The sequence below is a fragment of the Variovorax sp. 3319 genome (assembly GCF_031456585.1).
GTDB lineage: Bacteria > Pseudomonadota > Gammaproteobacteria > Burkholderiales > Burkholderiaceae_C > Variovorax > Variovorax paradoxus_P.
Window position 1 is genome coordinate 325,091 of the sequence record NZ_JAVDUZ010000001.1, and the last position, 11,231, is coordinate 336,321.

Consider the following 11,231-nt stretch of genomic DNA (forward strand, 5'->3'; position numbering starts at 1 on the left):
ATTACTTCCCGCGGCGAACGCGCCTGATCTCATCCAGGATCAAGCAGATCGCGCCCAGGGTGATGGCGCTGTCCGCTGCATTGAAGGCCGGAAAGTACCAGTTGCCCGCATGAAAGCTCAGGAAGTCGACGACGTAGCCGTGCATCATCCGGTCGATCACGTTGCCGATGGCGCCGCCCAGAATGCACGCCATTGCAAACGAAAACAGCTTTTGCCCCGCGTGCGATTTCAGCATCCACACGATGAACACCGCAGCCGCCAAGCCAATGGCTGTGAAGAACCAGCGCTGCCAGCCCGAGTGGTCGGCCAGGAACGAGAACGCGGCGCCCGTGTTGTGCGCGCGAACCACGTTGAAGAAGCTCGTCACGTAGGTTGCGTCACCAAGCTTGTAGTAGCCCAGGATCAGCGTCTTGGTGAACTGGTCGATGATCAAGATGATCACCGCCAGGCCGAGCCATGGCCAGATGCTCGCGCTGCGCGAACGCGATGCCGGCATCGAGCGTGCGGCCGCCATCAGGCAAAGCTCCGCGGCTCGCCGGCGCCGAACAGGTTGCTTGTGCAACGGCCGCAGATCGTCGGGTGCGCCGGGTCGTGGCCCACGTCGTCGCGGTAGTGCCAGCAACGGTCGCATTTTTGCGCGGCGCTTGGTGTTACCACGGTAGACAGCGCCTCGCCCGCGGCCAGCTCGATGGCCGACGTGATGAAGACGAACTTCAGGTCATCGCCCAGCGACCCCAGCAGCGCGAAGTCTTCGGCCGGTGCGCTGAGTTGCAGGTTGGCCTGCAGCGACGAGCCCACCTTGCCTTCGGCGCGCACGGCTTCGATGTCCTTGTTGACCACGTCGCGGATATCGCGAATGCGGCTCCACTTGGCGAGCAGTGCCTCGTCGGGCGCGGCAAATTTGCTGAACGTCTGGGCAAAGATCGATTCGCCCGGCTTGCCCGTGCTCACGAACTTCCAGGCTTCTTCGGCCGTAAAGCTCAGGAACGGCGCCATCCAGCGCAGCATGGCTTGCGAGATGTGCCAGAGCGCGGTCTGCGCACTGCGGCGCGCAAGGGAGCCAGGCGCGGTCGTGTAGAGCCGGTCTTTCAGGATGTCGAGGTAGAAACCGCCCAGGTCTTCCGAGCAGTAGATCTGCAGCTTGGCCACCACCGGGTGGAACTCGTACACCTTGTAGTGCGCGAGGATTTCGGCCTGGAACTGCGAAGCGCGCGCGAGTGCATAGCGGTCGATCTCGAACAGCTGGTCGAGCGGCACCGCGTCCTTGGCAATGTCGAAGTCGCTGGTGTTGGCCAGCAAGAAGCGCAGCGTGTTGCGGATGCGGCGGTAGGAGTCGACCACGCGCGCGAGGATCTTGTCGTCGCCTGCGATGTCGCCGGAATAGTCGCTTGCAGCCACCCAGAGGCGGATGATCTCGGCGCCCAGCTTGCTGCTGATTTCCTGCGGGTCGATGCCGTTCTTGAGCGACTTGCTCATCTTGATGCCCTTGGCATCCACCGTGAAGCCGTGCGTGAGCAGGCCGCGGTACGGCGCGCGGTCTTCCAGTGCGCAGGCGATCAAGAGCGACGAATGGAACCAGCCGCGATGCTGGTCGTGGCCTTCCAGGTACAGGTCGGCCTCAGGGCCTGCAGCGTGGTGCACGTTCGGGTGCGTCCCGCGCAGCACGTGATAGAAGGTCGAGCCCGAGTCGAACCACACCTCCAGGATGTCGGTGCTCTTGGTGTAGTGGGGCGCGTCTTCGGCGCCGAGGATTTCTTCGACGGTGACACGGCTCCACGCCTCGATGCCGCCCTTTTCGACAATGTCGGCGGCCTGGTCGAGGATTTCCATGGTGCGCGGATGCAGCTCGCCCGAATCCTTGTGCAGGAAGAACGGGATCGGCACACCCCAGCTGCGCTGGCGGCTGATGCACCAGTCGGGCCGGTTGGCGATCATGTCGTGCAGGCGCGCCTTGCCGTTCTCTGGATAGAAGCTCGTCTTTTCGATGGCTTCGAGCGCGGTCTGGCGCAGCGTCTTGGGCGCCTTGTCCTTGGTGAACACGCCTTCGCCTTCGTCCATGCGCACGAACCACTGCGCCGCGGCGCGGTAGATCACCGGCGTCTTGTGGCGCCAGCAGTGCGGGTAGCTGTGCGTGATGGTCTCGGTGGTGAGCAGGCGGTTGGCGTCGCGCAGCGCCGAGATGATGACCGGCACGGCCTTCCAGATGTTCTGGCCGCCGAAGAGCGGAAAGTCGGGCGCGTAGCTGCCGTTGCCCTGAACCGGGTTCAGGATGTCGTCGTACGCCACGCCATGGGCGATGCAGGAGTTGAAGTCGTCCACGCCATAGGCGGGCGATGAGTGCACGAGGCCGGTGCCGTCGGTGGCGGTGGCGTAGTCGGCCAGGTACACCGGCGAAAGGCGCTTGTAGCCGGCATCGACGTCGTACAGCGGGTGCTCGAACTCGAGCCCGCCGAGCTTCTCGCCCTTGACCGTGGCCAGCACCTTGCCGTCGAGTGCGTAGCGCGTCATGCACATCTCGACCAGAGAGTTGGCCAGGATGAGCAGGCCGCGCTCGGTGTCGACCAGCGAATACTCGATCTCGGGGTTCAGGTTGATCGCCTGGTTGGCCGGGATGGTCCACGCGGTGGTGGTCCAGATCACGGCGAAGATGTCGCCAAGGATCGTGTGGTCGGTCTCGAAGGCCTTCAGTACCTTTTCGCGGTCGTGTGCCTTGAAGGCCACGTCGATGGTCTGGCTCTTCTTGTCGGCGTATTCGATTTCGAACTCGGCCAGCGACGAGCCGCAGTCGAAGCACCAGTACACCGGCTTCAGGCCGCGGTAGACAAAGCCGCGCTCGATCACGCGCTTGAAGGCCCGCAGCTCGCCGGCCTCATTCGCAAAGTCCATCGTCTTGTACGGATGGTCCCATTCGCCCAGCACGCCCAGGCGTTGGAAGTCGGCCATTTGCTGCGCGATCTGTTCCGTGGCGTAGGCGCGGCTCTTGGCCTGCATTTCGTCGCGGCTCAGGTTGCGGCCGTACTGCTTTTCGATGGCGTTCTCGATCGGCAGGCCGTGGCAGTCCCAGCCGGGCACGTAGAGCGCGTCGAAGCCTTCGAGCTGGCGCGCTTTGGTGATCATGTCCTTCAGGATCTTGTTCACCGCGTGGCCCATGTGGATCTGGCCGTTGGCGTAGGGCGGGCCGTCGTGCAGGATGAACTTGGGCGCGCCGTGGCGGGCGTCGCGCAGGCGGTGGTAGCGGCCTTCGTCGTTCCATTCCTTTACCCAGCCCGGTTCGCGCTTGGGCAGGTCGCCGCGCATCGGAAAGGGGGTGTCGGGCAGGTTCAGCGTGGAACGGTAGTCGGTGGTGGAAGCGGCGTCAGACATGTTGGGGTGCGAAACAGAGGGGCTTCGACAGGCTCAGCCCGAACTGCATTGAGCGGTCGGTGCGGAAGAAAAGCCGTTCGCCCTGAGCTTGTCGAAGGGCGGCAGCACGGTGCGTGCAGGGCTAAATTCGATCGCGTGTCGTCTGGCGATGGGTTTCGGCGTGGGTCGATGCAAAGAACGCGCGCGCGTCGCGCCCATCCTTGGCGATGCCCGCAGTGAGGGCCTCGAGGCTGGTGTAGCGCAATTCGTCGTGCAGTTTGTGCAGGAGTTCCACGCGGACGATTTTACCGTAGGCACCTTCGGCTCCCAGATGCGAGGGCCACTCCAGGCAATGTGTCTCCAGCAAAACGCGGCCGGCGTTGACGTCGTTCGCGTCCAGGGAGGGGCGCACGCCAAGGTTGGCCACGCCGGGCAGGGGCTGGTCGGCCAGGCCATGCACCAGCACCGCGAAGATGCCGCTGGCGGCCGGTTTCCAGTGCTTGAAGCGCAGGTTGAGCGTGCGAAATCCGTCGTCCTTGCCGGGTTCGGAGGCGCCCAGCGCGCGGCCGAGCTTGCGGCCATGCACCACATGGCCTGAAATTGTGTACGGCCGGCCGAGCAGGTGATGGGCGTCGGCCATGCGGCCCTCGGCCAGCGCCTCGCGCACCGCCGAACTGGAAACGCGCAGGCCGTGCACTTCGTAGCTGTTCATGCGCGCGACGTCGAAGCCGTGGGCGTCGCCAGCCGCATCGAGCATGGCGTAGTCGCCCGCCCGCTTGGCGCCAAAGCGGAAGTCGTCGCCCACCAGCACGTAGCGGGCGCCAAGGCCGTCGATCAGCACGTGCTGGATGAAGTCTTCGGGCGACTGGGACGCCAGCCGGCCGTCGAAGGGCAGCACGACCGTCTGCGCCACGCCACAGGCAGCGAGTTCGGTGAGCTTGTCGCGCAGGGTGCCGATACGCGCCGGCGCCAGGTCGGGTTTTTTGGTGACGGCGGCGAAATAGTCGCGCGGGTGCGGCTCGAACGTGAGCACGCAGCTGGGCAGCCCGCGATGGCGCGCCTCGGTCTGCAGCAGTGCCAGCATGGCCTGGTGGCCACGGTGCACGCCGTCGAAATTGCCTATGGTGAGGGCGCAGGCCGGAGCCACGCCCGGGTGCCGGAAGCCGCGGAAAACCTGCATTGGTGAGTATCTTTTTGATAGCGCCTTGCGCCCGTCGATTGGGCGAATCAGGCCGTTTTGTCACAAAGCCGGTATATTGTGACTCAGTGCGTCGCCTGAAGTGGTCTCCGGCGCGCTCCGTGTCCCTGGTCTTTCCGTGATTCTTCCCTTTTTGAGGAGGCGTGTGGTGAAGGTCTTGAAGCTGTCGGCCCAAGGGCTGCCCCAGTCATGGATATCGCTCGAACAGGCGGTTATCCACTATGCGGCGGACGAAGTTCGCTGGGAAGTGGGCGCGCAGGTGGCTGTGTTCCGTGGCGGCCACAACGCCATCACGGGCGAGCAATCGCAGATTGCGATCAACAGCATCATCGGCACCAAGGGCGTGCCGCGCATCAACCCCTTTACCCAGCGCCCCGGGCTCACCAACAGCAAGCTTTTTGCGCGCGACCGCAACGTCTGCGCCTATTGCGGCGGGCACTTTCACGAAGACGAACTCACGCGCGAGCACATCATTCCGTTCGCGCAAAAGGGCATCGACACCTGGATGAACGTGGTCACGGCTTGCAAGCCGTGCAACCACCGCAAGAGCAGCCGCACGCCGGAGCAGGCCAACATGCCGCTCTTGTATGCGCCTTATGTGCCCAGCCTCTGGGAAGATTTCATTTTGCGAAACCGCCGCATCCTGGCGGACCAGATGGAATTCCTGATGGCGCACCTGCCGCAAAGCTCGCGGCTGCACGACTCCTAGCGCTCGCTTCAGCGCTTCCAGCCGGGCGCGCGTTTTTCGATGAAGGCCTGAACGCCTTCGAGTGCGCTCTCGTCCATCATGTTGCAGGCCATCGTCTGGCTGGCGTCGGCCAGTGCGGCCTCGATGCCGGTTTCGAGCTGGCGGTAGAAGAGGGCCTTGCCCAGCGCAAGCGCCGTTCGGGGCTTGGCGACGATGCTGGCGACCAGCGCCTCGACCGCGGCATCGAGTTCGGCCGGCGCGGCCACCCGGTTGACCAAGCCCTTCTCCCGGGCCTCCTGGGCGCTGATGAATTCACCGGTCACCAGCATTTCGAACGCTTCCTTGCGGCCGAGGTTGCGCGAAAGCGTGACGCTCGGCGTGGCGCAGAACAGGCCCACGTTCACGCCGCTGACCGCAAAACGCGCCTCGCTGGAGGCAACGGCCAAATCGCAGACTGCTACCAGCTGGCAGCCCGCGGCAGTTGCGATGCCATGCACGCGCGCAATCACGGGCACGGGCAGGCGCTGGATCGACAGCATCATCGCGCCACACCGTTCGAAGAGCTGCCGGTAGTAGGCGAGCGATGGCTCTGCGCGCATTTCCTTCAGGTCATGGCCCGCGCAGAAGGCCTTGCCTGCCGCCGCGATGACCAGCGCTCGCACGCTCTCGTCTGCGGCAATTTCCGCAATGCTCTGCTCGAGCGCGCCGAGCATGCCCTCGGAAAGCGCGTTGAAAGAGGCCGGGCGGTTAAGCGTCAGCGTGACCACGCCGCGTTCATCGCGCGTGTTCAGTACGAAAGGGGAGGGGGCCGCATCGTTCATGCTGTTGGCTCTCAATAGGTCAGTTCGAGCACGGTCACGTGTTGCTGCGCCGCCGGCCATGTCAGGCCGGTGATGCGCTCGCCGTTGAACTCACCGGTTACGGCGCGTTGGGGCTCCGCAGCGGCAACGCGCAGCCGCGAGCTGGACACGCCCGAGCCCTTGGGCGGCACACCGGGTGGCGGGCTCTGGCCGTCGAAGCGCATGGTGTCGCGCTGCGCATCGAAATACCCGCGGGGGCGCGTGAAGACGACGACCGCACCGGCACTGGCGTCCGCCGGTGCAAGGCGCTCAGGGCGCAGGTTCACCACGCTGCTGCTGCGCGGAAACGCGCTGCGGTAGATGTGCGTGACGCCAGAGCCCGGTGTGTTGAGGACGAATTCGTAGGCCGTGTCTCCACGAGCGCTGAAGGGGCCCCAACGGCCATCTGCGCCAATATTCTTGCTGTGCACTGCGTTGCCGCGCCGGGCGCTCGTAGCGGCGTCGACCGCATACACAGTGACTTGGCCGCCGTTCAGCGAAAGGTTTTCTGCGCCGACAGCGCGGCCGTCGAGCACGACATTGCTTTCGGCTGCAATTGCGGTGCCGCGCGGCGCCTCGCCTGTCAAGAACTGCCAGGTTGCTGCAAAGGCGGCGGGCGAGAACGAGGTCTCGCGATGGTCCACGCGGGGCAGAACGACGTTTGTCGCGCCCTTGAGTGCCGGCCCGTCGAAGCCGATATTGGTCGGCTGGCCCGGCGCACCGATCCACAGCCCGTCGGGCTGCGCATATTTGTCGTTGTTGTCTGAGCGCAGCGTGAGCCACTTCACGCCCGGAGTGACCTCATCGCCGTTCGCTCCCTTGGGCGAGTTGAGCTGCTGCATGAAGGCGGACAGCCCCGAAAACTCGTTGTTCTCGCGAAAGCCCTTTACCGCCCAGATGCCGTGCGCCGGATTGCCGCCGAGCACCACATGGCTCACCGCAGCCGAGCCGCCGCCGTTCTGCACGTAGTTTCGAATGGTGTTGCCACCACGCGAATTGCCGATCAGCACGACTTTGCTGGCCCCTGTGGCCTTCAGCACCTTCTCGACTTCTGCTTTAAGGAAGGCCGCTGAATCGGCGGTCGAACTGCGGCCTGGCTGCGCCACTGCGTCGTCGTCGCGCGCCAGTGGATAAGGCTGGTCGACTGCAAAGAGCCGGTTGCGTGGCCAGCCGTTCGATTCGAATCGCCAGATGGTCGTTTGCCAGAGCGCTGCCGAATCGCCATTGCCATGCATGAAGACGATCGGCGGGCGTTCGCTGAACGAAGGCGAAGGGGTGGTGGCGCAGGCGGTCAGCATGGCGGTCAATACGAGCCCGAGGGCAAGAAGAGTGCGACGTGATGGCATGTTTTGTTCCTGGCTGAGTCCAAGTAAAAACGCCCGCCGGCGCAAGGCGGGCGGGCGGGCGTTGGATGCTATGGGAAAAACATCGTCAGGCGAAGACGCCGGCAGTGTCCTGCATGCGGGCCGACACTTCGCCCAGGTGGTGCAGCGTGTCGCCGAAGGTCATTTCAAGCTGCGTCAGCTTGCGGAAATAGTGGCTGCCGATGTATTCGTCGGTCACGCCGATGCCGCCGTGCAGCTGCACCGAATTGGCTGCGACATAGCGCATGGAAACGCCCAACTGGTACTTCGCCCGCGCCAGCGCCTGGCGGCGCTCGTCGGCCGGCGCGTTGAGCTTGAGCGTGGCGTAGTAGCTCATCGAGCGTGCAAGCTCGAGCTGCATCTTCATGTCTGCCACGCGATGGCGCAGCGCCTGGAAGGTGGAAATGACAACCCCGAACTGCTTGCGCTGGTTCATGTAGTCGACCGTGAGCGCCACGGTCTTGTCCATGACGCCGACCGCTTCGGCGCAGGTGGCCGCAATGCCCACGTCGACCGCGTACTCGAGTGCAGCCAAGCCGTCTGCGGCGATCAGCGTGGCGTCTGCCTTGTCGAACACGACTTCCGCCGCGCGGCTGCCGTCCTGCGTGCCGTAGCCGCGTGCCTCGACACCGCTGGCGCTGCGCTCGACCAGGAAGAGGGCGATCTTGCCGTCAGCCTGCGCGGGCACGATGTAGGCGTCGGCTTCGTCGCCCACGGGCACCACGCTCTTCGCGCCGGTCAGCGACCAGCCATCGCCAGCTTTCACGGCCCTGGCTTCGCACACATCGAGCCGGTAGCGCGACTTGCGCTCTTGATGGGCCAGCACAACGATGGCCTGGCCTCCCGCGATGCGCGGCAGCCAGTTGTCCTTGAGTTCAGCGCCGGCGTAGCCGCTGAGCACCGCGCCTGCAATCAGCGTCTGGGCAAAGGGCTCCAGCACGATGCCGCGGCCCAGTTCTTCCATCACGACCATGCCGGCCACCGGGCCCATGCCCAGCCCGCCGTCCTCCTCGGCGATATAGAGGCCGCCCAAGCCGAGCTCGGCCAGTTCGTCCCAGGCTTCGCGCGAGAAGCCGCCCTTGGCCTCGATGCCCCGGCGGCGTTCGAAGTCATAACCTTTGTCGACCCACTTGCGGACGGCGTCGCGCAGTTGTTCCTGGTCATCAGAAAAATTGAAGTCCATGTTCTTGTCTCCTCAGCCCAGAACCGTCTGCGCGACGATGTTGCGTTGCACTTCGTTGGAGCCGCCGTAGATGGTGGTCTTGCGCATGTTGAAGAAAGTGGATGCGAGCGGCGCAAGCGCCGGGTTGCCGCCCGGGAAGTTGCCTTGCCAGCCGGCTTCCATTGCTTCGCGGACGAGGGGCAGCGAATAAGCGCCGCCAGCCAGCATCATCAGTTCGCTGTAGCGCTGCTGGATTTCGCTGCCGCGGATCTTGAGCAGGCCCGCAACGTCCAGCGAGTTCTTGCCCGAGGTGGCGGCCGAAAGCACGCGCAGCACCATCATTTCGAGCGCGACGATGTCGACTTCGAGCTTGGCAATCTCGTCGCGGAAGCGCAGGTCGTCGTACACGCCTTCGCTCTTGGCAATGCGCTTCAGGCGCTCGAGTTCGCGCTTGGCGCGGTTCACGTCGGCAATGTTGGTGCGCTCGTGCGAAAGCAGGTGCTTGGCGTAGGTCCAGCCCTTGTTCTCTTCGCCGATCAGGTTCTCGGCCGGCACTTCGACGTTGTCGAAGAACACCTCGTTCACTTCATGGCTACCGTCGAGCAGCTTGATCGGCCGCACCGTGACGCCGGGCGACTTCATGTCGAGCAGCAAAAAGCTGATGCCGGTCTGCGGCTTGCCCTCGTTGCTGGTGCGCACGAGGTTGAACATCCAATCGCCATACTGGCCGAGCGTGGTCCAGGTCTTTTGCCCGTTGACGATGTACTTGTCGCCTTTGCGCTCGGCCTTGGTCTTGACCGAAGCCAGGTCGGAGCCCGAACCCGGTTCGCTGTAGCCCTGGCTCCACCACACTTCGCCGCTGGCGATGCCGGGCAAAAAGCGCTTCTGCTGCTCGGCGTTGCCAAAAGCCATGATCACCGGGGCGACCATCACCGGCCCGAAAGGCACGATGCGCGGCGCGCCGGCAAGGGCGGTTTCTTCCTCGAACAGGTGGCGCTGGATGGCGGTCCAGCCCGGGCCGCCAAATTCCTTTGGCCAGCCGTAGCCCAGCCAGCCCTTCTTGCCGAGGATCTTGGCCCAGCCCTGCAAATCGTCGCGCGTGAGTTCGAGCGCGTTATGCACCTTGTGCGAAATCTCTTTGGGGAGGTTGTCCTTGACCCAGGCGCGAATCTCTTCGCGGAACTTCTGTTCTTCGGGCGTGAAGCTCAAATCCATGCGTGCCTCGCTGTGTTGATCGGTCTACCGTCATCGCGCCGATGGCGGTGTGTCTCCGGAACTTCGAGTTTTAGCACGGTCGTGCTGTGAATCGGTGTCCGCGCGGCGACAAGTTGGCGGCCCGCTGCTTTCCGGCCCGATGGAGCCGAGCACAGATAATCCCGCGTCCCATGAAGAACATCGTGATCCTTATTTCCGGCGGCGGCTCCAACATGGAGGCCATCGTGCGTGCCGCCGAGCGCGACCTCTGGGCCGAGCGCTTTGGCGCCCGCATTGCGGCGGTGGTCAGCAACAAGGCCGAGGCGGGGGGGCTTGCAATCGCCGCCGCGCACGGCATTGCAACCGCCGTGGTCCCGCACAAGGAATTTCCGACGCGCGAAGCTTTTGACGAGGCGTTGGCAAAAGTCGTCGACGCGCACGCGCCGGCGCTGGTGGTGCTGGCGGGCTTCATGCGCATCCTGACGCCGGGCTTCGTTGGCCGCTACGCCGGCCGGCTGGTCAATATCCACCCTTCGCTGCTGCCGGCGTTTCCGGGCCTGCACACGCACCAGCGGGCCATCGACGCGGGCTGCAAGGTGGCGGGCGTCACTGTGCACCAGGTAACGACCGAACTCGATCACGGGCCCATCCTGGCGCAGGCGGTGGTGCCGGTGCTGCCCGACGACACGGCCGCCACGTTGGCCGGCCGCGTGCTGGCGCAAGAGCATCAGTTGTATCCACGCGCCATTGCCGGATGGCTTGCAGATACATCAGGTCACATTCGTTAAAGTTGTTTATATTCGCGGGTTTTCGGGAGAGAGAATTGAAAACCCAATCGCTACTGTTCATCGTTGCCGGCGCTGTCTTGATGACGGCTTGTGCCGCACCAGCTTCTACGCCGACACCTGCCGCATCCGCCGCCCCGGCACCTGAACCAGTATTCCAGTGCAACGCCGATGGCGCGCGATTCGCCGTTGGCCAGCCCTTGTCGCCCCAACTCGAGGCTGCGGCGCGTGTGCGCGCAGGTGCGGGCACCGTCCGGGCACTGAAGCCTGGCGAAGCCGTAACGATGGAACTCAACGGCGGACGCCTCAACCTCGACGTGGATGCACGCGGCCGCGTGACGGACGTCCGCTGCGGTTGACCACACCAACGACGCTATCGAAACCCTAGCAGCTGGACAGGGGTGAAACGCAGTTGGCGAACACCGTCGATCTCCACGGTTTCGCCGAACATTGCGGCGGGGCGAACCCACAACCCTTGCGCGCCGTAAAGGGCGCGGTAAAGCGTCATCGGCTCCAGGGTTTCGCTGTGGCGCACCGTGCCCAGCACTTCGTATTCGCCGCCCTTGTAGTGGCGATAACGGCCCGGCGGCGTCTCTATCAGGGGTGGCAGGTCGTTGTCGTTCACGGTCTTGCTTCTTTCAAACTGCGGGCATCGGTTA

At 64.5% G+C, this 11,231-nt stretch carries 11 protein-coding genes; 3 read left to right on the plus strand and 8 right to left on the minus strand.

The window, feature by feature from the left end; translation table 11 throughout:
- Window position 1 precedes the first annotated feature (1 nt).
- From lspA to J2X67_RS01575, 3 genes are all read right to left on the minus strand, one after another.
- On the minus strand, window positions 2-514 hold the full coding sequence (lspA, locus tag J2X67_RS01565) for a signal peptidase II (protein WP_309949872.1): 513 nt from the start codon (window positions 512-514) through the stop codon (window positions 2-4).
- The gene (ileS, locus tag J2X67_RS01570; protein ID WP_309949873.1) at window positions 514-3,363 is read right to left on the minus strand and encodes an isoleucine--tRNA ligase; all 2,850 of its coding nucleotides are present in this window, start codon (window positions 3,361-3,363) and stop codon (window positions 514-516) included. The genes lspA and ileS overlap by 1 nt, the downstream gene beginning before the upstream one ends.
- A gap of 121 nt (window positions 3,364-3,484) precedes the next feature.
- Window positions 3,485-4,522 carry a bifunctional riboflavin kinase/FAD synthetase gene (locus J2X67_RS01575; protein ID WP_309949875.1) on the minus strand — a complete coding sequence of 346 codons (1,038 nt, stop codon included), beginning with the start codon at window positions 4,520-4,522 and terminating at the stop codon, window positions 3,485-3,487.
- Between the two features lie 166 nt (window positions 4,523-4,688).
- Here J2X67_RS01575 and J2X67_RS01580 point away from each other — a divergent pair, with 166 nt between their 5' ends.
- A complete protein-coding gene (locus tag J2X67_RS01580) occupies window positions 4,689-5,249 on the plus strand; it encodes an HNH endonuclease (RefSeq protein ID WP_055804374.1) in 561 nt (186 codons plus the stop codon).
- A gap of 8 nt (window positions 5,250-5,257) precedes the next feature.
- On the opposite strand, the gene J2X67_RS01585 is transcribed toward J2X67_RS01580, so the two are convergent.
- The 4 genes from J2X67_RS01585 to J2X67_RS01600 all read right to left on the minus strand — a co-directional run bounded on the left by J2X67_RS01585 (window position 5,258) and on the right by J2X67_RS01600 (window position 9,808).
- The gene (locus tag J2X67_RS01585) at window positions 5,258-6,049 is read right to left on the minus strand and encodes an enoyl-CoA hydratase (protein ID WP_309949879.1); all 792 of its coding nucleotides are present in this window, start codon (window positions 6,047-6,049) and stop codon (window positions 5,258-5,260) included.
- Between the two features lie 11 nt (window positions 6,050-6,060).
- Window positions 6,061-7,413, minus strand: a complete 1,353-nt coding sequence (locus J2X67_RS01590) for an alpha/beta fold hydrolase (RefSeq protein WP_309949881.1) — start codon at window positions 7,411-7,413, stop codon at window positions 6,061-6,063.
- Window positions 7,414-7,498: 85 nt separating this feature from the next.
- Window positions 7,499-8,614, minus strand: coding sequence for an acyl-CoA dehydrogenase family protein (locus J2X67_RS01595; protein ID WP_309949882.1), 1,116 nt, complete (start codon window positions 8,612-8,614; stop codon window positions 7,499-7,501).
- A gap of 12 nt (window positions 8,615-8,626) precedes the next feature.
- On the minus strand, window positions 8,627-9,808 hold the full coding sequence (locus J2X67_RS01600; RefSeq protein WP_309949884.1) for an acyl-CoA dehydrogenase family protein: 1,182 nt from the start codon (window positions 9,806-9,808) through the stop codon (window positions 8,627-8,629).
- A 170-nt stretch (window positions 9,809-9,978) separates the two neighbouring features.
- Between J2X67_RS01600 and purN the strand changes: the two genes are divergently transcribed.
- Entirely contained in the window at window positions 9,979-10,575 is a 597-nt protein-coding gene (gene purN, locus J2X67_RS01605; RefSeq protein ID WP_309949885.1) for a phosphoribosylglycinamide formyltransferase, read from the plus strand.
- Between the two features lie 80 nt (window positions 10,576-10,655).
- The gene (locus J2X67_RS01610; protein WP_309950813.1) at window positions 10,656-10,931 is read left to right on the plus strand and encodes an I78 family peptidase inhibitor; all 276 of its coding nucleotides are present in this window, start codon (window positions 10,656-10,658) and stop codon (window positions 10,929-10,931) included.
- Between the two features lie 14 nt (window positions 10,932-10,945).
- Here J2X67_RS01610 and J2X67_RS01615 read toward each other — a convergent pair whose 3' ends face one another.
- Window positions 10,946-11,197 carry a DUF1653 domain-containing protein gene (locus J2X67_RS01615; protein WP_309949886.1) on the minus strand — a complete coding sequence of 84 codons (252 nt, stop codon included), beginning with the start codon at window positions 11,195-11,197 and terminating at the stop codon, window positions 10,946-10,948.
- Window positions 11,198-11,231: the final 34 nt, after the last annotated feature.